25 protein-coding genes are annotated in these 21,909 nt (G+C 36.9%); 10 read left to right on the top strand and 15 right to left on the bottom strand.

Annotated elements, in window-relative coordinates:
• Window positions 1–53: 53 nt before the first annotated feature.
• The gene (gene pepF / locus BM350_RS08200; protein WP_090915849.1) at window positions 54–1,880 is read left to right on the top strand and encodes an oligoendopeptidase F; all 1,827 of its coding nucleotides are present in this window, start codon (window positions 54–56) and stop codon (window positions 1,878–1,880) included.
• 36 nt (window positions 1,881–1,916) lie between these two features.
• Here the strand turns inward: pepF and BM350_RS26850 are convergent, their stop codons facing one another.
• From BM350_RS26850 to BM350_RS08180, 4 genes are all read right to left on the bottom strand, one after another.
• Entirely contained in the window at window positions 1,917–2,090 is a 174-nt protein-coding gene (locus BM350_RS26850; RefSeq protein ID WP_090915851.1) for a hypothetical protein, read from the bottom strand.
• 229 nt (window positions 2,091–2,319) lie between these two features.
• Entirely contained in the window at window positions 2,320–3,213 is an 894-nt protein-coding gene (locus BM350_RS08190) for a ClpXP adapter SpxH family protein (RefSeq protein WP_090915853.1), read from the bottom strand.
• A complete protein-coding gene (locus BM350_RS08185) occupies window positions 3,213–3,608 on the bottom strand; it encodes a globin domain-containing protein (RefSeq protein WP_090915855.1) in 396 nt (131 codons plus the stop codon). The genes BM350_RS08190 and BM350_RS08185 overlap by 1 nt, the downstream gene beginning before the upstream one ends.
• A gap of 214 nt (window positions 3,609–3,822) precedes the next feature.
• Window positions 3,823–4,401 carry a CYTH domain-containing protein gene (locus tag BM350_RS08180; RefSeq protein WP_090915857.1) on the bottom strand — a complete coding sequence of 193 codons (579 nt, stop codon included), beginning with the start codon at window positions 4,399–4,401 and terminating at the stop codon, window positions 3,823–3,825.
• Between the two features lie 143 nt (window positions 4,402–4,544).
• Between BM350_RS08180 and BM350_RS08175 the strand changes: the two genes are divergently transcribed.
• From BM350_RS08175 to BM350_RS08160, 4 genes are all read left to right on the top strand, one after another.
• Window positions 4,545–4,916 (top strand): UPF0738 family protein, encoded by a 372-nt coding sequence (locus BM350_RS08175; protein WP_090915859.1) that lies wholly within the window; start codon window positions 4,545–4,547, stop codon window positions 4,914–4,916.
• A gap of 53 nt (window positions 4,917–4,969) precedes the next feature.
• A complete protein-coding gene (locus BM350_RS08170) occupies window positions 4,970–5,605 on the top strand; it encodes a GTP diphosphokinase (RefSeq protein WP_090915861.1) in 636 nt (211 codons plus the stop codon).
• A gap of 21 nt (window positions 5,606–5,626) precedes the next feature.
• Window positions 5,627–6,424 carry an NAD kinase gene (locus tag BM350_RS08165; RefSeq protein WP_090915863.1) on the top strand — a complete coding sequence of 266 codons (798 nt, stop codon included), beginning with the start codon at window positions 5,627–5,629 and terminating at the stop codon, window positions 6,422–6,424.
• Between the two features lie 106 nt (window positions 6,425–6,530).
• On the top strand, window positions 6,531–7,421 hold the full coding sequence (locus BM350_RS08160; RefSeq protein WP_090915893.1) for an RluA family pseudouridine synthase: 891 nt from the start codon (window positions 6,531–6,533) through the stop codon (window positions 7,419–7,421).
• Window positions 7,422–7,436: 15 nt separating this feature from the next.
• Here the strand turns inward: BM350_RS08160 and prpE are convergent, their stop codons facing one another.
• Entirely contained in the window at window positions 7,437–8,177 is a 741-nt protein-coding gene (gene prpE, locus BM350_RS08155; RefSeq protein ID WP_090915865.1) for a bis(5'-nucleosyl)-tetraphosphatase PrpE, read from the bottom strand.
• A gap of 77 nt (window positions 8,178–8,254) precedes the next feature.
• On the bottom strand, window positions 8,255–9,415 hold the full coding sequence (locus BM350_RS08150; protein WP_090915867.1) for an FtsW/RodA/SpoVE family cell cycle protein: 1,161 nt from the start codon (window positions 9,413–9,415) through the stop codon (window positions 8,255–8,257).
• A gap of 541 nt (window positions 9,416–9,956) precedes the next feature.
• Here BM350_RS08150 and fabI point away from each other — a divergent pair.
• The gene (fabI, locus tag BM350_RS08140) at window positions 9,957–10,733 is read left to right on the top strand and encodes an enoyl-ACP reductase FabI (RefSeq protein ID WP_090915871.1); all 777 of its coding nucleotides are present in this window, start codon (window positions 9,957–9,959) and stop codon (window positions 10,731–10,733) included.
• A 58-nt stretch (window positions 10,734–10,791) separates the two neighbouring features.
• Here fabI and BM350_RS08135 read toward each other — a convergent pair whose 3' ends face one another.
• Both BM350_RS08135 and BM350_RS08130 read right to left on the bottom strand, forming a co-directional pair.
• Window positions 10,792–11,763, bottom strand: coding sequence for a glycosyltransferase (locus tag BM350_RS08135; protein WP_090915872.1), 972 nt, complete (start codon window positions 11,761–11,763; stop codon window positions 10,792–10,794).
• Window positions 11,764–11,846: 83 nt separating this feature from the next.
• The gene (locus BM350_RS08130) at window positions 11,847–12,080 is read right to left on the bottom strand and encodes a hypothetical protein (RefSeq protein ID WP_090915874.1); all 234 of its coding nucleotides are present in this window, start codon (window positions 12,078–12,080) and stop codon (window positions 11,847–11,849) included.
• A 361-nt stretch (window positions 12,081–12,441) separates the two neighbouring features.
• Between BM350_RS08130 and BM350_RS08125 the strand changes: the two genes are divergently transcribed.
• Window positions 12,442–13,437, top strand: a complete 996-nt coding sequence (locus BM350_RS08125; protein WP_090915876.1) for a glycosyltransferase family 2 protein — start codon at window positions 12,442–12,444, stop codon at window positions 13,435–13,437.
• Between the two features lie 338 nt (window positions 13,438–13,775).
• Here the strand turns inward: BM350_RS08125 and BM350_RS08120 are convergent, their stop codons facing one another.
• The 6 genes from BM350_RS08120 to BM350_RS08090 all read right to left on the bottom strand — a co-directional run bounded on the left by BM350_RS08120 (window position 13,776) and on the right by BM350_RS08090 (window position 17,934).
• Window positions 13,776–14,363: a class I SAM-dependent methyltransferase gene (locus BM350_RS08120; protein ID WP_090915878.1), complete on the bottom strand. Its 588-nt coding sequence runs from the start codon at window positions 14,361–14,363 to the stop codon at window positions 13,776–13,778.
• A gap of 324 nt (window positions 14,364–14,687) precedes the next feature.
• Window positions 14,688–15,191: a hypothetical protein gene (locus tag BM350_RS08115; RefSeq protein ID WP_090915880.1), complete on the bottom strand. Its 504-nt coding sequence runs from the start codon at window positions 15,189–15,191 to the stop codon at window positions 14,688–14,690.
• 35 nt (window positions 15,192–15,226) lie between these two features.
• Complete coding sequence (locus BM350_RS08110) at window positions 15,227–15,550, bottom strand: alpha-helical endospore appendage domain-containing protein (protein WP_244547957.1); 324 nt, start codon at window positions 15,548–15,550, stop codon at window positions 15,227–15,229.
• 225 nt (window positions 15,551–15,775) lie between these two features.
• Window positions 15,776–16,597, bottom strand: coding sequence for a class I SAM-dependent methyltransferase (locus tag BM350_RS08105; RefSeq protein WP_090920737.1), 822 nt, complete (start codon window positions 16,595–16,597; stop codon window positions 15,776–15,778).
• 328 nt (window positions 16,598–16,925) lie between these two features.
• The gene (locus BM350_RS08095) at window positions 16,926–17,249 is read right to left on the bottom strand and encodes an alpha-helical endospore appendage domain-containing protein (protein ID WP_244547956.1); all 324 of its coding nucleotides are present in this window, start codon (window positions 17,247–17,249) and stop codon (window positions 16,926–16,928) included.
• Between the two features lie 361 nt (window positions 17,250–17,610).
• Window positions 17,611–17,934, bottom strand: a complete 324-nt coding sequence (locus BM350_RS08090) for an alpha-helical endospore appendage domain-containing protein (protein ID WP_090915041.1) — start codon at window positions 17,932–17,934, stop codon at window positions 17,611–17,613.
• 185 nt (window positions 17,935–18,119) lie between these two features.
• Between BM350_RS08090 and BM350_RS26845 the strand changes: the two genes are divergently transcribed.
• Window positions 18,120–18,278 carry a hypothetical protein gene (locus BM350_RS26845; protein ID WP_170857668.1) on the top strand — a complete coding sequence of 53 codons (159 nt, stop codon included), beginning with the start codon at window positions 18,120–18,122 and terminating at the stop codon, window positions 18,276–18,278.
• Window positions 18,279–18,493: 215 nt separating this feature from the next.
• Here the strand turns inward: BM350_RS26845 and BM350_RS08085 are convergent, their stop codons facing one another.
• Complete coding sequence (locus tag BM350_RS08085; RefSeq protein WP_090915043.1) at window positions 18,494–18,817, bottom strand: alpha-helical endospore appendage domain-containing protein; 324 nt, start codon at window positions 18,815–18,817, stop codon at window positions 18,494–18,496.
• A gap of 344 nt (window positions 18,818–19,161) precedes the next feature.
• Here BM350_RS08085 and BM350_RS08080 point away from each other — a divergent pair, with 344 nt between their 5' ends.
• Both BM350_RS08080 and BM350_RS08075 read left to right on the top strand, forming a co-directional pair.
• Window positions 19,162–20,544: a sugar phosphate nucleotidyltransferase gene (locus BM350_RS08080; RefSeq protein ID WP_090915045.1), complete on the top strand. Its 1,383-nt coding sequence runs from the start codon at window positions 19,162–19,164 to the stop codon at window positions 20,542–20,544.
• A gap of 89 nt (window positions 20,545–20,633) precedes the next feature.
• Window positions 20,634–21,575: a GDP-L-fucose synthase family protein gene (locus BM350_RS08075; protein ID WP_090915047.1), complete on the top strand. Its 942-nt coding sequence runs from the start codon at window positions 20,634–20,636 to the stop codon at window positions 21,573–21,575.
• Window positions 21,576–21,909: the final 334 nt, after the last annotated feature.

Genomic DNA, 21,909 nt, shown 5'->3' with positions numbered 1-21,909 from the left:
TTGAAAAATCAAAATGGATTTATATAGGGGATATGAATAAGGAGGGTTTACAAATGACTGAACCAAAAACTGTAAAAGCACTGCCAGCGCGTAGCGAGATTGAAGTAGAAAACACGTGGCGCTTAGAAGATATTTTCCAAACGGATGCAGAGTGGGAAACGGAATTTCAAGCGGTAAAAGAACTATTACCAAAGCTGACGGAATTTAAAGGAAAACTTGGAGAGTCAGCAAATACATTGCTAGAGGCACTGCAATATGAAGATGAGATATCAATGCGTCTTGGCAAACTGTATACATACGCACATATGCGCTATGACCAAGATACAACAAATTCATCTTATCAAGCGTTAAATGATCGTGCAAAAAGTTTATACTCTCAAGCGTCAAGTGGCATGGCGTACATTGTGCCAGAAATTTTAACAATTGAAGAAGAGACATTACAATCATTTTTACAAGAAAATAAAGAGTTAAAGGTATATGAGCATGCATTAGAAGAAATTACGCGTCAACGTCCTCACGTATTATCAGAGGCGGAAGAAGCGTTATTAGCTCAAGCTTCTGAGGTTATGGGTGCATCTAGTAACACGTTTGGTATACTAAATAACGCAGACTTGAAATTCCCATCTATTCAAGATGAAAATGGGGAAGAGGTAGAAGTGACGCATGGACGTTATATTCAATTTTTAGAAAGTGATGATCCTCGTGTGCGCCGTGATGCATTTCATGCTGTATATGAAACGTATGGGAAATATAAGAATACATTTGCAAGCACATTAAACGGTGCAATTAAGCGAAATAATTTTTATGCAAGTGTCCGTAAATATGATTCTGCTCGCCAAGCTGCGCTGAGCAATAATAATATTCCAGAGTCTGTGTATGATCAGCTTGTGGAAACAGTAAATGAAAATTTACATTTATTACATCGTTACATTGATATTCGGAAACGAGCACTTGGATTAGATGAATTGCACATGTACGATTTATACACACCGCTCGTACCAGAAGTGAAAATGAACGTCACATATAAAGAAGCGCAAGATATGCTCTTACAATCATTACATGTACTTGGGGAAGAGTATGTTGAAATTTTACAAGAAGCATATGAAAATCGCTGGGTAGATGTATATGAAAATAAAGGGAAACGAAGCGGCGCTTATTCATCTGGTGCATATGGAACAAATCCATATGTATTAATGAACTGGCATGATAATGTAAATAATTTATTTACGCTTGCGCACGAGTTCGGTCACTCTGTGCATAGTTACTATACAAGAAAAACGCAGCCTTACGTGTATGGTGATTATTCGATTTTCGTCGCGGAGGTAGCGTCTACATGTAATGAGGCACTTCTCAATGACTACTTATTAAAAACGACAGATGATAAGAAGAAGCGCCTATACTTATTGAATCATTATTTAGAAGGTTTCCGTGGCACAGTATTCCGTCAAACTATGTTTGCTGAGTTTGAACATGTGATTCATCAAAAAGTGCAAGAAGGTCATGCAGTAACACCAGATATGTTAACGGACATTTACTATGAGCTAAATAAAAAGTATTTCGGCGATAGCTTAGTTATCGATAAAGAAATTGGTTTAGAGTGGTCCCGTATTCCACATTTCTATTACAATTATTATGTATATCAATATGCAACGGGCTTCAGTGCAGCAACTGCTCTATCAAAACAAATTTTAGAAGAAGGTAAGCCAGCTGTAGAACGTTACATTAATGAGTTCTTACAAGCAGGAAGCTCTGACTATCCAATTGAAGTATTGAAAAAAGCTGGTGTTGATATGACGTCATCAGAGCCTGTAAAGGAAGCAATGCAAGTATTTGAAGAGAAATTAAATGAATTAGAAGCACTTCTATTTGAAGAGAAGTAAAAAGAAAACGAGAGTCGCATGACTCTCGTTTTTTTGTTAAAACCCTTTGAAACGCTTTTGGTTATTGAAATAAGATACAGCGAATATAATTGCTCCAAATAAAAGTGGAAGTGCTAAAATAAGCGGAAACACTTGTAATAATGAGAGAACGTATAAACAAAAAAACAAAAAAATAATACAAAGGAGTAATACAAGATAGGATTTTTTCAATGAAAACCCTCCTAAAAAGACTCTCTATATATTGTATTCTAAAATGAAAACGTTTAGAATGTGACAGAAATGTGAAATTCGACAAAAAAGGTTGTCAATTAACGTCGAATCTTGTAATATAATAAACGTGAACGAATTCACATACAAACATATACCCCTTTGTTTGAACGTGAAATTTCTCCCATCCCCTTTAATATTTTTATAAGCCGTAAAGAAAACGACCTAGTGTTTACACTAGGTCGTTTTCCTTTGTAATCCATTTCCAATAATGTTCTCGTTTTATATCAATCATGCGCACTTTTCTCTTCAGTAACAATTTTTTCATTTCTCGTTCTGTTTCATTTTCAGAGTAATTATAAATAAAAGCAATTTCTTTTGTTGATATAAACTGAACATGCTCTAGTAATAGTTCTAGAGAAGGAAGTGGTTGTGGCTCAATTTCTTCTTTTACAATTTCTTTTAATACTTGTACGTATACATCGTAACAATAAATACCGCCAATTTTAATTCCTTCTTCGTTTGAATTTGCATGAAAGAAAACGAGAGAAGGAATTTCTGTAATGTGCATTTCATTCGTAAATTTTAAATCGCATTGAAATGCTTTTGCTGCACTTACAGAATGTAAATCTTGTTTGAATTCTTCCACATCAATTCCACTTTGTTTCGCGCATATGAGCAGCGTATCTATGTTTGGTTTTGCTATATTTTCGAGTAAAATGCACTCTTGGAGTTTTCGTAAAAATTTCGAACCTGCTTTTCGACCTTGTAATTCTGCTGCTTTAATTGCAAGTGAAGTGATATATGGAGTTGATGCGCCGCTGTGCATATATACTTTTCCGTCGCAAGAAAACCCTTGTAAACTTGTTGTTTTCTCCCACACAAATCGAATATTAGCAGGTTTATTCCATTTGTGTGATGGGGAAATAGCCCCTTCTACTTTACCAGTAACGATGTGACGGAGTGAAAAGTATTTTCCATATTCGAGCCATAATTTAATTATTAATGGCTCAATTTCCCAACAATCTTTACATAGTGGATCAATAAATAAATATGCTTCTACAGACTTAGGCTCACATTTTGAAGAAGAGATTGGTACAGTATGTTTTGTTTCCTGTTTATCCATTAAGCTTCACCTGTTTCAGGAGTATTAACCATATGCTGTGCAGTTAATGTTAAACGTTCAAATATAAAGTCACGAATCGGTCCGTGTACATCCGTATCATCCATCGCTTGCTCCATACAGGAGAGCCAGGCTTTTGCTCGCTTTGGTGTAATTTCGAATGGCAGATGGCGAGCGCGTAGCATGGGATGACCATGCTCTTCTGTATAAAGGCTCGGTCCTCCTAAATATTGCGTTAAAAATTGTTTTTGCTTCCTAGCAGTTTCTGTTAAATCGTCTGGGAAGATGGGAGATAAGTCAGGGTGTTTACTGACATAGGAATAAAATGTATCGACTAATCTTGCAATGCCTTGTTCACCGCCAATTGCTTCAAATGGTGTCGTTGGTTGCTTGTTCATCCTTATAACTCCTTTTTCCATCAAATATATCTATCCCCGCTATTATTTGTAGAAAAACAAAGAGATAGGCGAGAGATAATTGTAAGTAAGAGCCCGATTGGTGAGAGCTTTCCTTCAGTAGGAAAAGGCACCCTCTGAAGGAAGTTTCACTTTATTGTAGCAACGGATTGTCATGAAGAGCAAATAAATAGCTCTCAATCAATCCTTTGCTAGTTTATTGTTCTTTATGCTCTTTGGCAAGAAAAAAGCGTTGCACTTTGTTTTTTGTATGTCTGACAGGAATATTATGTTCCTTTAAGAAAGAAGAAAATGCTGTTTGTCCAGCCTGCTCATCGCTTACTTCATATTCGATTTCATAATCATCATGCTCGTAATAAAAACTATGATCGAATACGAGTGTACCGCCTTCGAATGTTGTTTCTGCTCGTTCTGTTGTTAAGCTGCCCATATACTGTATTGAAGAAACAGGAATTTGTAGGCTTTCTAATTGCTTAGAAACAGTACCCTCGATTACTTTATTTGTTTCAATCATTATGTGAGCTTCTTCTTCTGTTAACGTTTGATGTGTCTCTAATAAGCCAACCTTTGCTGGCTGTTTGAGTGTTAGCGTATACGTATTATTTTTATAGCGAATACGAAGGGCAGAACCAGCGTTTTTTAATGAAAATGCTGGCGTTTCGAAATAATGATTGACTTGTTTTGCAAATGTTGTAATGGAAAATGCGTGACATAAAGAATGGAATTCTTCTTTTGTCACTATATTTTTAAATTCAATTTCAATTTCTTGTTTCATATGTACGCTCCTTTTATAAAATATCTGTTACTCATTATCGCTTTTTCTTAAATTTCAATCAATGTTTTATTTGTTTCAGTGTATGTTATGTTACAATGAAAGTGTTGATTATGACAGGAAGTATGATATGGAGGAGTTAAAGTATGCAAAATAAAATTCAAGTTAAGAGCGTAGAAAAAAGAGAGAATGCTCTTATTTTTTGTGCAGAAAATACAGAGCTATGTGTAGAAGAATTAAAGGCACGTAGTCATGTACTTGTGGATTCAGACAATTTATCATTTTTATATATTTTAGAGAATGAAACATCTTTTATTTACGTAAGCATCCCACATACGTGTTGGGAAGAATTAAAACATGCAATGCAGAATGACGAAAAAATGTTTGTGCGTATTCAAGACGTTGAAATTGAGTTAGAACAAATGAAGGAAGAATTAGATTATTTAATTGAAAATATTGAAGGAAATGCAAATTATGGTGAGAAACTCGTAAATGAAGTAGAAAGAGTGTTTCTGTAAAGAGAAGCTTTCAGTGAGATAAAAGAAACTGATTTGTTTTGGTGGTGGTTACATTGGATCGAAATTGGGAAGAATTTTTAGCTCCTTATCATCAAGCTGTAGGAGAATTGAAAGTAAAATTAAAAGGAATGCGTTCTCAGTTTGAAATGTTGGCCGAACATTCGCCGATTGAGTTTGTAACAGGTAGAGTCAAATCTGTTGCAAGTATTATTGATAAAGCAGAAAAACGAAACATTTCGCTCAGTCGTTTGCAAGAAGAGATGCAAGACATTGCGGGGCTTCGGATGATGTGCCAATTTGTTGATGATATTAAGCCAGTTGTAGAATTTTTACGAAAACGTAACGATTTTGAAATTGTCGAAGAACGCGATTACGTGACGAAAAAGAAAGACAGTGGATATCGCTCCTATCACGTTGTTATTAGTTACCCTGTGCAAACGATTCGCGGAGAGAAAAAAGTGTTAGTTGAAATTCAAATTCGAACGTTAGCAATGAATTTTTGGGCAACAATCGAGCATTCTTTAAATTATAAATATCGTGGGCGCTTTCCAGAAGATATTAAAGTGCGTTTGCAGCGCGCAGCTGAAGCAGCTTATTTATTAGACGAAGAGATGTCTTCGATTCGTCTTGAAATTAAAGAGGCACAAAAGATTTTTTCGCGCAAGAAAGAGACGAAGGAAACAGAATAATAAACTAAAGGGTGTTGGGCGATGAAATTTGCAATTATGTCAAAGGGAGATCAATCATCAAATGCGCTTATGGGTACGATGATCGAGTACTTATGTAATTTTGAATTTACAATGGATGAAAACGAGCCAGATATTGTAATTTCCGTTGGAGGAGACGGAACGCTGCTGCATGCGTTTCATCGCTACCAAAATCGGTTAGACAAAACAGCATTTGTCGGCGTGCATACTGGGCATTTAGGATTTTATGCAGATTGGTTACCGACAGAAGTTGAGAAGCTTGTCATTGCAATTGCGAAAACGCCTTTTCAAGTTGTTGAATATCCATTATTAGAGGTCATTATTCGTTATATGAATGGAAGTAAAGAATCACAATATTTAGCGCTGAATGAAGCAACGGTAAAAAGCAGTGAAGGAACGCTTGTTATGGATGTAGAAATTCGTGGTGAATATTTTGAAACATTTCGCGGCGATGGTCTCTGTATTTCAACACCTTCTGGTAGTACTGCGTATAATAAAGCACTTGGTGGTGCAATTATTCATCCATCGTTGGAAGCGATTCAAATTACAGAAATGGCGTCTATTAATAACCGCGTTTTCCGTACAGTCGGATCTCCGCTCGTACTACCGAAGCATCATACGTGTGTGTTAAAACCAGTTACAGGAATGAACTTGCAAATTACAATTGATCATTTAACAATGGTTCACCAAGATGTTAAATCAATTCAATATCGGGTCGCAAATCAAAGGGTTCGATTTGTTAGATTTCGCCCATTTCCATTTTGGAAGCGGGTGCGCGATTCATTTGTTGCGGATCAGTAAAGTGTAACTTCCTTTCATGAAAGGTTAGCCCGGCTAATCGGGCTCGTACGGGTTGGTTTTGCATCGTAAACACACCATTAGAGAGGGTTAGAAGAGAGTTATGCAATTGAGAAGGTTTACTTTAACGTGGTGTATAACAAAAACGGATGAAGGAATGCTTATTCGAGAATTTTTGAAAGCGAAAGGTATTTCAAAAGCAGCATTAACAGATATAAAGTTTCATGGCGGAGAAATTGAAGTGAATGAACATCATGTAAATGTACGGCATGTTTTGCAAGAAGGAGAAAAGTTAGTAGTATACTTCCCGCCTGAGCAGAGAAGCGAAGGGATGCGAAGTGAGAGTATTCCTCTCTCAGTTGTGTATGAAGATGATTCTGTTCTTGTTATTAATAAGCAGCCGTATATGTCAACAATTCCATCAAGAGAGCATCCAATCGGGAGTGTAGCAAATGCTCTTTTGCATTATTATGATCAGCAAAATTTGGCAAGTACAGTACATATCGTAACAAGGCTTGACCGAGATACATCTGGTTTGATGTTAATTGCAAAAAATCGTTTTATTCACCATTTGCTATCAAAGCAACATCAGCAAAAACAAGTAAAAAGAACATATGAAGCAATTGTTCATGGAATGATAGCAGAGGACAGCGGAATAATTGATGCTCCCATTGCAAGAACAGATGATAGTATTATTGAGCGTATGGTCCGTAAAGATGGGCAGCGAGCAGTTACTCATTTTCATGTGCAAAAAAGATTGAAAGATAAGACACATGTAGCGCTTCAATTAGAAACAGGGCGTACTCATCAAATTAGAGTTCATATGGCGCATCTTGGCCATGCGTTACTTGGTGATGATTTGTACGGCGGGAAAACGGATGAAATAAAGAGGCAAGCCCTGCATAGTACAAATTTAACGTTTTATCATCCGATATTAGAAAGGCAGCTTACATTTCATGCGGAGTTACCCGAAGATATGAAAAAGCTGATGGAATCATGATTCCATCAGCTTTTTTTAGTCAATAGAACGGAATTTCTCTGGCACAAACGGCATCGAAGAAGGAACGGACACCGTCTCCATTTCTGGATAACGAAGTCCTGTTAATTTTCCGCCAAATACGGATCCCGTATCAATATTTACAGTATGATTGACGAATCGAGGTTCTTGTACAGGTGTATGTCCATATACAATCCAAGCATCCCCAGTATAATGCTTCGCCCAGTCACGTCGGACAGGAGAACCATCAGGATGCTTTTCGCCTGTAATATCACCGTACAAGACGAAAGTTTGAACTTTCTTATCGCTTCTTCCAATGTAATCTTGGCGAATACCAGCGTGACAAACAACAAGTTTTTCGTTATCTAGTACGTGATAGAGAGGCGATTGTTCGTAAAGGTCGATAAACTTTTTCTGGATGATTTTTTGCTCGCGTGTGCTTAATGATTCGTATTCTGCAACGGTTGTTTCTAGACCGTGTGCCACCTGCACCTTGCGCCCAAGAAAGTAACGATATAATTTATTGCAGTGATTGCCAGGAGCATAATATGCTTCTTGTTTATGTATGACAAGTTCCCAAACAATTTCAATCATGCGAAGAGAATGAGGACCGCGGTCTGTAATATCGCCTACGAAAGCAAGTTGTCGTTTTTGTGGATGAACTGGTAATCCGCTATCCCATGTATAGCCAAGCTGCTTTGTTAATGCTTGAAATTCCTCTAAACAGCCATGAATATCTCCAATAACATCATACTTCATATGAAATCACCTACTCTTTTTTTTGATTAGTATACCGCTATGAAGAGAAGAAAAAACCATATCCACTAGGATATGGTTTAATCAAACATAAATTTCTTTGTTCGTGACTGTACGTTCAGAATGAAGCCAATTGCAATCATATAGGTAAGTAAGGAACTACCACCGTAGCTTAAAAGTGGTAATGTAATACCGGTAATAGGAAGTAGTCCAATTGTCATACCGATATTTTGGAATACTTGGAATGTAAACATCCCAATTGTTCCTGCGCATATATAACTGCCATATGGATCATTACTTTCTAATGCAATATGAATCATACGATAAATCAGCAGGAAGTAGAGTGAAATAACGACGCTTCCTCCTAAAAATCCAAATTTCTCAGCGATATTTGTAAATATAAAGTCTGTATGAGGTTCAGGGAAGTATACTTGTCCATTTTCCCAGCCTTTGCCGTACAATTCACCGGATCCAGTTGCTAAAAGAGATTGTGTTAATTGAAAACCTTGTGTTTCGTATTCATAAGGCGCTAACCAACCGTAGAAACGATCTAATTGATATTCCTTTAAAATATGCGCTTTAAAAAATGCAGTGTGCGCAAAGTAAATATACACAAGGATTGTAGCAACTGCAACGACAATGCCAGCTAAACTGAAAATAAAGCGCCAGCGAACCCCGGATACTAAAATCATAGCAGCAAGCATTGCTGAAATTACCATCGTATTTCCTAAATCAGGTTCTTTGGCAATTAACAGCAGTGGTGGTAAACTCGCCGCAAAAATTTTCCCAAGTAAGAGTAAATCTTCTCGCGGTGTTCGAATTACATATTTTTCATTATGGTCTACGATAATACGACCAACGACAAGAATTAAAAAGAGTTTCATAATTTCTGATGGCTGGAAATTACCGATACCTGGAATTGAGTACCAAGCAGTTGCCCCTTTAATTGTTACCGCGCCTGGAATATGAAACTCAAGTCCAAGAAGAAGAACCATTGCAAATCCATATAAATACCAGCAAATTTGTTTATAACGATCAAAGTCGATGATCATAACGGCAGCAATTGCGATCACACCAATTACATACCATTTAATTTGCTGGGCGACGAAGTTAACCTTTTGTAAATTTGGCGGTAAGGACGGCTGTGCACTTGCAATAGCAAAACAACTTACCATAGCGATTGATAGTACAATTAGTATTAAAATGTAATCTATTTGATATTGAGAATTTTTATCTTTCACCGTACTGTATTCCTTTCTATTACTCATTATTATTAAAAAAGACACTATTACCATCTTAGCGGATTTTTTGTTGTTTGCAAATATGTTGTTTAGATTTAGATAGAGGAATGTCAGATGTTGGGGAAGGAAACGTATGATATTGATGATTATGTGATTCTTATGTAAGAAACTACAAAATGTTTTGCTATATGAATCCATTTTCATTTTTCGACATCTAGATTACGGCTATGCAGAAGAGCCTGCACTTGCTTTGTCCCTTTGTTTTACCTTGCATGGGGCAGGAAAGGGCACTGACCGCTTCTATGCATGGCCAGATGCTCTCGCCCACCGAAAAAGAATGGTTTTATGTCGGCTTTTTAATTTGGATTTATATAGCTATAAATATATAAGGCAGGATTATAATGCTTCTGTATTGAAATAAAAAAGTATTATATAGTAGAAAATGATTTTTTATTTTGCCTTATGGATAATTTATGATATTATAAAAATAGTATCAGGTACTAATAACTACTGTTATTTATGAAAATAGGAGGATAAATACATGGATCTTCTCAATTTAAAAGGAAAAAATATTGTTGTAATGGGTGTTGCAAACCAACGAAGCATCGCTTGGGGTATTGCTCGTTCATTACATAGCGCAGGAGCAAACTTAATTTTCACATATGCTGGAGAGCGTTTAGAAAAGAATGTACGTGATTTAGCAGAATCATTAGAAGGACAAAAGTCACTTGTATTACCGTGCGATGTAACAAATGATGAAGATATCGCAAGCTGCTTCCAAATAATTAAGGAAGAGGTTGGAGTTATTCATGGACTGGCTCATTGTATTGCGTTTGCAGAACGCGATGATTTAAAAGGTGAGTTCGTTGATACATCTCGTAATGGCTTTTTGTTAGCACAAAATATTAGCTCATTCTCTTTAACAGCTGTATCAAGAGCAGCGAAAGAAGTGATGACAGAAGGCGGAAGCATTGTTACATTAACATACCTTGGCGGAGAACGCGTTGTATCGAACTACAACGTAATGGGCGTTGCAAAAGCATCATTAGAAGCGAGCGTAAAATATTTAGCGAACGACTTAGGAAAGCATGATATCCGTATCAATGCTGTATCAGCAGGACCAATTCGCACATTATCTGCAAAAGGTGTTGGCGATTTCAACAGCATCTTAAAACAAATTGAAGAACGTGCGCCGTTGCGTCGTAACGTAACACAAGAAGAAGTAGGAAACACAGCGTTATTCTTATTCAGTGATCTAGCAAGTGGTGTGACTGGTGAGAATATTCATGTAGATTCTGGATATCATATTTTAGGATAAAAAGCTTGAAAAAAAGCAATTGGCCGTATATAGCCAATTGCTTTTTTGTTGTATGTTTTTAAGGCTGCTCTAAGTAACTGACTAGGCTAATATGATGATAGAGGGAAGGCTCTGTTAAGACTCGGACTGTTTGTTGGATCATTTGATAGGCGTATCGCTTATGAATAATTCGATAGTATTCAGGATTGAATTTATTGGCGCTGTCCATTTCTAGACGAGACAATCTATCTAGAGCGATTTGTACTAGTTTTGCAGCTGCTTGTTTTTTTTCCTTCTTTCTAAATAAAGCAAATACATCTTCAACAGCCCAACGCTCATAACGGTCAATAAAATAGTTCAAAGTCATTCGTAATGAATCTATATGATGATATACGAGGGCTTCAGGCAAATAAATGATTTCATAATTGAGCTTTCTTGTATTATCAATCATGGCGTTTTCTCCTGTGCCAGAGAGATGCTTCAAATGAGTGGGGAATGTATCCGGAAAACTTCCGCCAATCTGGATGGCTAAATCACGCCGGATAGCAAAATTGCATCCGAACACATATTCATGGTGAAGCGACACCCTTTCGTCTCCATAATCGAGATAGGCGAATAAAGGATGAATCTCGGGCGATCCGTAATCGTAAACCCAGTTTTCAGGTTGTGATTGCCATAAGGGTTTAATTTTACCGCCGCAAATCCCGGTTTGCGGATGTTGCTCGAATTCTTGCATAATGTTCTCCAACCAATTGCTGCTGGCGATGATATCGTCATCCCCAAAAATCACGATGTCTCCTTTTGCTTCCAGAATACCTTTGTTTCTCACATAATGGAGCCCTTGTTTCATTTCTTTTAGATATTTCCAAGAAACGGTCGCAGATTCCATGATTTTTCGCACTGTTAGGGCTGTTTGATCCGTAGAATTGTTATCTATAATCAGAATTTCATATTTATCGGGTGAGAGGCTCTGATTTAGGAAAGAGAGCAGTGCTTTGGTCAGGTACTTTTCCCTGTTGTAAGTGGGAACAATCAAGGAGAGTTTAAGCATCGCTGTTTCCGCCTTTCTGTTTTTTCTTGCTGGCAACGCAACTTATAATCGTTCGAAGGGTATAAGTCACTCTTTCAATTTGTTCATAGGTTAACGCCATTCCGTAAATTGAGATAGATAGCATTAAATCGTCCCTGAATTGGTATAGGATTATGAATCAATATGCCATATTTGTTATAGAAGTCATAGGCATTACCGCGTATATGATCTCTGAGTGCCGCCGTGATTAGGATCTTTTGATTCAGTTGGGAAACGATTTGTTTAGCTAAAGTAACATCGGTGAACTCTGCATCTACTCTGAACCAGTCAACCTTCATCAGATTTCTTCCTTTTTTCATTTATTCGCTGAGCATAAAATTAATTTACCTGACATACTGTATTCATAAATGTTCGATAAAGAGGTTTAAGACATGTTCAAGAACGGCATAAATCATTTGTTGGGAAATAAATGGGATTTTATGTATATTATTATCTTATATGCAAGAGAAAGGAATATTGTCTGTTTTCTTATATATTTTTATAAAAATAGCAAAATTGCATGTTCTATTGATGGCTTATTTTCGATTATCGGCGATTAAATTGTGTTGAGCTCAAATAGAGGGACATAGCATGAAGTGCAATGCTTTTTTTATGATCATTGCTAATTCCTAGTTAAATCTATGGGTGGAGGGTGATGACTTGAAGTTCTCTGTAGTTATGTCTGTTTACAACGGTGAGGAATATTTGACAGAAAGTATAGACAGTATTCTGAATCAAACTTACCCAGATTTTGAATGTATCATTGTGAATGACGGATCTACTGATCAAACTAGACAAATATTAGATAGTGTTGACGATAATCGGATACGAGTTTATCATCTGGAGAAAAATTATGGATTGTCATATGGACTAAACTTTGGTATTTCGATGGCGAAGGGAGAATGGATTGTCCGGCAGGATGCTGACGATATCAGTTTACCCCAAAGAATAGAAAAGCAAGCTCGTTTTATTCAATCCAATCCTGGTTGTATCGGCGTCAGTTCATTTATCCGCTGCATTTCAGCAAAAGCGCCTATCCCTTCCCAGCTGCTTTGTGATATTGAAGGAACCAACAGAGTCCGAACAAGGGAGCAGATGATGGAACATCGTTTTTTGGCTCCGCCTTTCATTCATGGATCAGTAACTTTTTCCAAGAAAGTTTTCGACCAAATAGGCGGTTATAATGTCCGTTATGCCATCTGTCAGGATCATGACCTGTGGATTCGCATGTTGGAGGTTGGCGACATCCCTAAACTAGAAGAAGTGATGTATGAATATCGGGTGAATCCAGAATCTCTCTGCCATAGGGATGAGGCCGCTACTTGCAGAGAGGTTATGGAAATCTGTGCATTTCATATTCAGAGTTGGTTGAGCCGCCAATTGGACCGTCAAGCTAAAGTGCTGGTAGTAGGGTCGGAAAGCGCTTGCCGATATTTGGAACATCATATTTTACCTTTTACAGGATTACAGGTGCAGAGATATGTGACGCAAGAACTTATAAGAAAAATGCCAGAAGTCTTTAATCATTATAAAAAAGGAAATGTCGATGCCATTGTTATACTCGATTGTCCGGAGGCATCTTATGTACAGGAGTTTCTACAACAAAGCGGGATGCAAATGAGTAGGAATGTATTTAAGATTTGGACTGTTTTTTAATCATTCCATCGAAAGGGGAATCTTATTATGTCAAACGAAGTTAAAGCTCTGATTCCCCCTCATGTTATAATCTGGCAAGCAGCCTATATTAATTGTTGGTGTATTTGTATATTAGTAATAAACACAATTAAGAGTAAAGTGGAATATTTATATAACAACCTCTAACGATTTCATGATCTTAAGACTTTTATTTTTTCTATCCATCAAACTGTAAAGGTAAGAATTCCTACCAGCTAAATGTGGGGCTTCTATTTATGTAACAAACGGGCAGTAAGCCCCTCATTGGTTCAACTAGCCATCAACGGGGGATGAAGCACCCCACTGATGGAAGTTTCACTTTATAGTTTTCGGATTATGAGTAAGGAATCATATAAACCGAAATACTCATAATCTTCATTCGTGCAAACTTCATGTATGGCTTGAGCTACCCCTGGGTTATCATGATGACCATAGTCATGGAAAGCAATCAAGCCTCCTTTTACAACTCTCGGTGCATAATGAATAATATCATGTTTAACACTTGAATATTCGTGATTACCATCAATAAATAAAGCTACTATTGATTTAGGACAATCACCATAAGCTTCTGTACTATACTTTTTAATTGGAATAACATTATCTTCTAGGCCATGATTCTTTATATTATCCCAGAAAATATCAAAATAATTTCCATGATAAAATTCGTTATCCGGTATAAATGGGTCAATGGCATAAATCGGACGCTTTTTTGTGCTCATTAAAGAACTGCCAAAACCTAATGCAATGGTACTCTTTCCTTTATATGAACCGATTTCAACTATATCTCCGTATAGATGGTCAACCAGTGCAGGTAAATGTAATAGTGCGAATTGTTCGGAAAAATCCAACCATCCTTCGATACCATCTACAATTCTTAATAGTTCATTTATACTTTTATTATTTTCCATATTAAAAATACCCCCTTTCTTAATGTTAAAATGTGACATATTATGTATATGCTTGACTTTATTTTTCGATATAATAAAAAGGTCTATTTTCAATACGTGCGGTCAATTCTGCCGTTTCTGTCGATTATAGACAAACATAGATTTGACTCGTAACTCAGACGGAAGTTGCATAAAAGGGAGTTCTTTCGTTCTCATAGGGATGACACCTATCTTTTATTGAGAATTTGGTTTCATTACCTTAATTCTGCTATAAAAGAAGGTGTCATTCTTTTTGTATTATATATCAAGGATTGTTGTTTTATATGAGACTGCGAAAGCGGAATTTTAAGATTTTATTGTCAGCAATACTTTCGAAGGATCATTATTTTTTTTCCATTGGTAGTTAGGAACAAACACTTGTTTCCGCCTAGTTTCTAGATGTAGAATTTTTTCAACTGTTTCATCGATTATCTGATTGCGATTAGGGCATAATTGTTTAATATTTTTTTTTATATCATATAATAAAGTTTTTGTTTTCAAGGTGTCCTCATGAGAACTCTCTTTCGATATAAAAGGTATCGTTGCTATTTGTGTACGAGGGCAAGTATGTTCAATGATATAAAAAGATTTCCTAAGTAAAATTCCTTCTAAGTCAGCAATGGTTTGTAAGAGTGGGAATATACAAGTTTTTATAGTAACCAATAAATCATCATCTTCATCTGTATGATGATTTTTAATAATTGCCACCATATCATGTGCTGCATGTAAATACTTGTAAATAGAACGTTCCATATGAAAGATTGACCGTAAGGAAGATACATAGTTCTCTTCAGTAAATAGATAGAACAACACCTTCCCCTCCTTTACTCAAATAAGTATTTGTTTTATTTTGATGGACGACATTTACAGCATACTCTACGTCGGCTTTGGATTAAATCCGTTACATTTTCAAACTTTCTTAATAATAGCCATTCTTTCATTAAGACCGTTTCAACAAATCTGGTTGCTTCTCTGTTGAATTGAAGAATTTGACTGTTTGTAGGATGTGTAGGGAAATCTAAACATTTTCCAACAAAGGCTTGCATTTTTTCAGCTTCAGCGTTTAAAAGATGTGATAAAGCAATCTCCTCTAATGCTATTGATTCCAATAAATCTATGATAACTTGCTTCTGATTTGGCCGATTGGGTTCTGCCGGTATTGTTGGCATACTCAAGGTATAACACCTTCCTTTTCGTTAATGTACGTTGTTATTGTATGATTCGCCTATATTTTCTGTGACAAATGCCCTGATGAAAATGTACTCGGTATCATCAGATGCTGTTTCCGGCCTACACTGGTGGCCATAAATTCAATATAGAGCTGTATGATTTTACATCATAAAAAAGTCCAAAGTTAGGCTGCTACTAACCCTCCGATTAAACAAGAATTAGTTTTATTTTGTTTTGATCCAGAAAGATCCTCCATGCCGTTCGACGCCTTGCATCTTTGGATCGTCCCATAAGGGAGCCAAGACCTTACTTAACTCAGGATCTTGAGCAATAAACATGCCCGGAAATATAATTTCATACTTATTTCCATCCGCCAATAAGGTGGATGCAAGTAAATATTGTTCATTGTAATATCGTGTAATCCATTCTTGAGGGTAATCATGAGGAAGATATATATCATGGAACTCAATAAAAACGCCGGGTTTTAATCTTGGTAAAATTTCTAGAAAAATAACGGTCACATCCGAATTCATAAAAGAACGATGGCTATTATCTATAAAAAGAATATCCCCTGTTTCCAAATCATCAAAAATATGCAAATCAACGTTTTCAAGAGGCTGTCTCACAACATGATCACAAATGGAATCAATTTCGGCTCTTGGAGAAGGATCGATAGAGAGAATCTCAGTTTGAAGGTTATGATCCTTAATAGCTTGTTTTGCAAATTTTGTTGAATTTCCAGATCCTATCTCGTAATATCGCATTGGGTTATTCTCACATAAGAATCCGTAAATAGCTACTGAATCTAGGCCAGGCAACCATCCGTTTATCCAAAAAGGACAATTAGGGAATGCCTTATTTTCATGCCTATTGATGTGAATAAATTTTTCTTTATGCTTCAAGAATTTTTTTAGGTATTCCTCATATAACAACCGATTTCTATTAATAATTTCATATAATTTTGCATGCGGAGGTTTATTCCACCCAAAACGGGGGGTTGGTTTGATTGGATAATCGAGAAAAATGAAATGCTGATATTGACTCAAGATAATTCCTCCTTATTTATCACTTCAGTTGGACAGTAGATACAACTAGAGGAAATGATTTCTACATATGGCAGTTAAAAATGCCCATAGAACAAAGCGTTTTGGTGCAAAAATCAAAATGAATGTCCAAGATTGGTGATTTATAATGACATATGGTGCATTTATATACCAAAACGAACTCTATATTGTGATTAGAAAGATGAAAAATGTTTTTATTTATATCTTTGCACCAAAACGAACTATACTAACGCCATTTGGATTTTACTACCAGACATACTTTCGAAGGATTGTTATTTTTTTATTTCCTTTACTCCAAAGAAAATTTGTTTTATTTTGACGGACGACATTTACAGCATACTCTACGCCGGCTTTGGATTAAATCCGTTACATTTTCGAACTTTCTTAATAATAGCCATTCTTTCATTAAGACCGTTTCAACAAATCTGGTTGCTTCTCTGTTGAATTGAAGAATTTGCCGGTTTGTAGGACATGTTGGAAAATCTAAACATTTTCCAACAAAGGCTTGCATTTTTTCAGCTTCAGCGTTTAAAAGGTGTGATAAAGCAATTTCCTCTAAAGCTATTGATTCCAATAAATCTATAATAACTTGCTTCTGATTTGGACGATGGGGTTCTGCTGGTATTGTTGGCATACTCAAGGTATAACACCTTCCTTTTCGTTAATGTACGTTGTTATTGTATGATTCGCCTATATTTTCTGTGACAAATGCCCTGATGAAAATGTATTCGTATCATCAGATGCTGTTTTCGGCCTATACTGGTGACCATAAATTCAATACTGTACGTTTTATTTTTCATCATAAAAAAATCCTCCTGCTTACAAACAGGAGGCATCTTATGAAATTCTTCTCCGGTATATGTATCACCGGCATCAAGGTTAGTCAAACGAATGATATACATAGACTAAACGGCTTTGGTGCAAGGATATAAATGTAGTTGTTTTTTGTCTTTTTAGTGACCATAACTCTAGATATAGAAGTGATTAAAAGTTTCTTAAGGAAGCGGAGTGATTGCTATCAAATCAAGGACATTTTCAAATTTGAACTGCAGTAGTATTTCCTTCTTGATAACATCACGAAGTGTTCTTTGAACACTTGCGTCGATATCAAGAAGATTGGATAACGTGACCCGGCAAGGAGTAAATTTACTTTTTGACCGTAATGTTCCGAGAACAAATTGAATCTTTTCTGCCTCGGCATTGATGATGTGAGCCAGAGCTAATTCCTCAAGGGCAATAGAAGACAAAAGTAACGGTATAGTCTGTGCAGTAGTAACCGAAATAGTCGGGGTAATATTCGGAATGTTCGGGAAAGACAATGTAATTCACCTCTTTCTTTAGTATCAATTGTATGTTATTATCCTGGGCTTGTAAGTGACACCGCTATTTTGCGTATAGCATTTATGATCATCCAATTTATTCATGAAACATAAAATCCCATGGGTATCTATGAAACACTGAGTTAAGGATAGTATGTATCCAAAATTAGGGGATGAATTGTTATATGACGATAAGAAAAACGCTAAAATTTGAGATAAAGCTGCAAACTGTTCGGATACGAATAACGGGGAAAATGAAGGGAGAAATTGCAGCGGAGTTAGGAAATGTAGACAAAGATCAAATTAAAGTGTGTGCGTTGTCCATGACAGCAAATTGGTTTTGATACTGTGTTAACACTAGTTGAAGGAACATAAAAAAGCCTCCTGCTTACAAGCAGGAGGCCTCTGATGAAATCCTTCTTCGGTTTACGCGCCCACTAAGGTTAGTCAAACGGATGATATTCATAGACTAGAAGGCTTTGGTGCAAGGATATAAATGTAAGTGCTTTTTGTCTTTTTAGTTATCATAACTCTAGAAACAGAAGTGATTAAAAGTTTCTTAAGGAAGCGGAGTGATTGCTATCAAATCAAGGACATTTTCAAATTTGAACTGCAGTAGCATTTCTTTCTTGATAACGTCACGAAGTGTTCTTTGAACACTTGAGTCAATAGCAAGAAGGTTAGATAACGAAACGACCGGAGGAGAAAGTGCAGTTGTTGTCGGTAATGTTCCGAGAACAAATTGAAGCTTTTCTGCCTCAGCATTGATGATGTGAGCCAGGGCTAATTCCTCAAGGGCAATAGAAGACAAAAGTAACGGTACAGTCTGTGCAGTAGTAACCGAAATAGTCGGTGTAATATTCGGAATGTTCGGGAAAGACAATGTAATTCACCTCTTTCTTTAGTGTCAGTTGTATTTTATTGCCTTGGGCTTGTACATGATACAGCTTTTTCGTGCGGAATTTTATATCGTCCAATTCATAAAATCCCTTGGGGAATTGGAGAGGAAGGAGAAAAAATGGTAAGCAGCCAAGGATTTCCGTCAAAAGCGCTTGGCTGCTTGTACACCTGTTGGTTCACTTTAATAAAAGTCGATGGTATTCCTTTCAGAATCAACCATGCGATATTTAATGTGTTTTTATCTGTTGCACAATACGGCCTATGCTCATATGTTAACTGAAGGTAAGAAAAGAATTTCAACTAATGTATGACATCGGGGTGTATAATATGAAACTTATATTACTGTCAGGAGGTTCAGGGAAACGATTATGGCCGCTTTCCAATGATTCTAGATCAAAACAGTTTTTAAAGATGTTAACATGTCCAGAGAATGGGTTGGAATCTATGGTTCAGCGATTGTGGCGACAATTAGATTTGAATCAATTATTGAATATTGCTTACATTTCAACGAGTAAAGCACAAGTGGATATCATTCAAAATCAATTAGGGACTCAAGTACCATTAATCATTGAACCAGAGAGAAGAGATACCTTTCCGGCAATCATATTAGCAGCGACATATTTGTATTCAATCATTGGTGTTAATCTAGAAGAGGTAATTACTGTAATGCCTGTTGATCCTTTTGTGGAAAATCATTTCTTTGATAAAATTAAAGATTTAGAGAATGTCATTTTGCAATCGGGTATGGATATTGCTTTAATTGGTGTAAGTCCTACCTATCCTTCAACAAAATATGGTTATATTATTCCTGACAAAGATGAAGTGAACCAACGGCAACCACAAACGTATATGAAAGTAAAAGGTTTTAAGGAAAAGCCGATGGAAGAGCATGCAGAGCAGCTAATTCAGCAAAGTGCATTATGGAATTGCGGCGTTTTTGCATTCAAATTAGGGTATATCATTAACCAGCTAGAAAAAAGAGGTTTGCCTACTCAGTATGATGAGATCATTCAGCACTACGAAAAGCTGCCTAAAATAAGCTTTGATTATGAAATTGTGGAAAAGGCAGAGCGGATTGCGGTTATTCCGTATAATGGTTATTGGAAGGATTTAGGGACTTGGAATACGTTAACTGAGGATATGCAAACAAATATCGTTGGCAGAGGTTCAATGAGTGATAATTGTATCAATACGCATTTAATCAATGAGTTAGATATTCCCATAGTTGTATTAGGTACTTCGAATATGGTGGTGGCAGCAAGTCCCGACGGTATTTTAGTTTCAGATAAATCCACTAGCCACCATGTTAAAGAGGTGGTAAAAGATTTAGAACAACGCCCCATGTTCGAGGAACGCCGTTGGGGGTGGTATCGCGTCTTGGATTATAAGAAATTAGCTGAAGGAATGGAAGTACTGACAAAACGATTATGTGTATTTGCAGGAAAAAATCTTAGCTATCAATATCATCATGAGCGAAGTGAAGTGTGGATAGTTGTTGCAGGTGAAGGTGAATTTGTTCTAGATGATACATTGTCTTATGTAAAAAAGGGTGATGTGCTAAACATCCCAGTTGGTGCAAAACACGGGATTAAGGCAATTAAAGATCTTGAAATTGTCGAGGTTCAGATGGGGAGTAAACTTGAAGAAGAGGATATTGTTCGTTTATTTATGTCATGGGAAGAAATGAAGAAATCCATTGAAAACAAATGAATTCCTTTGAATTTAAGTTAGAGGGTAACTACTGTCAAAATTCTTTTTGCTCCCATACAATTAAGCAACTATGTATATGGAGGGATATTATGGAACAGTGGAAAGATAAGAAAGTAATGGTAACTGGAGGAGCGGGATTTCTTGGTTCTCATGTAGTGGAACGATTAGAAGAATGGGGTTGTAAACAAATTATTGTACCGCGCAGTAAACAATATGATTTACGTAATCCACAAACAGCTATGACATTGGTACAGGAAACAAGGCCCGATGTAATCATTCATTTAGCTGCTTCAGTCGGTGGAATTGAGGCTAACAGAAAAAATCCAGGTTCATTTTTCTATGATAATTTATCTATGGGGATTCATCTGATGGAAGCCGCAAGACTAGCCAACATAGAAAAATTCGTGGTTTGCGGAACAATCTGCTCCTATCCTAAGTTTGCTTCTGTTCCGTTTAAGGAAGACGAATTATGGGATGGATATCCTGAAGAAACGAATGCTCCTTATGGTTTAGCCAAGAAAATGCTACTTGTACAGAGTCAGGCATACAGACAGCAGTATGGTTTTAACTCTATTTTTCTTCTTCCTGTGAATTTGTATGGCCCCCGGGATAACTTTGACTTGGAGACTTCCCATGTAATTCCAGCTCTCATACGGAAATGTTTAGAGGCGAAAGAACAGGGAAAGGATCATATTACGGTATGGGGCAGCGGGAAGGCAACGAGAGAGTTTATATTTGTTGAAGATGCAGCAGAAGCAATTCTGCTGGCAGCAGCGAATTATAACGGGGCGGAGCCTGTAAACATTGGTACAGGAACAGAAATTTCAATTAAAGACTTAGTCGAGTTAATTGCAGCTCAAACAGGTTTTGAAGGTCAAATTCGCTGGGATTCCCAGAAGCCTGACGGTCAACCTCGAAGATGTCTCGATATACAGAGAGCGAAGGAATGTTTTGGATTTGAAGCAAAGGTTAGTCTAGAAGAAGGGTTGAAAAAAACCATAGATTGGTATGTGAATCAAGATATAAGGTAATAGCAGAATGGTGCCTATATATATGCTAATTAAAAATCCGACATAAAGCCCCCCTTTTTAAGCGGGCGAGAGCATCTGGCCGTGCATAGAAGCGGTCAGAGCTTTTCTCTGCCACATGCGAAGTAAAAACCAAAAGAGAAAACGAGAACAGGTTACTTTTTATTCAGCCTAGCAGGGAGCTAGATGTCGAAAAATAAAGTGAAACTTCTCCGTCAGTGGGGGGGGGCTTCATCCCCCACTGACGGAAAGCCCGCCCAATCGGGCTTTTACGGGCAGTAAGACCCCCACCTATCTTCTTTGCTTCTCTCTGAATCTTGAGGTGGGGGTCTTACTG

It is taken from the genome of Bacillus sp. 103mf, assembly GCF_900116295.1.
Taxonomy (GTDB): domain Bacteria; phylum Bacillota; class Bacilli; order Bacillales; family Bacillaceae_G; genus Bacillus_A; species Bacillus_A bruguierae.
The sequence above is the reverse complement of the archived record's forward strand: the minus strand, read 5'-3'. Positions and strand labels throughout refer to the sequence as shown.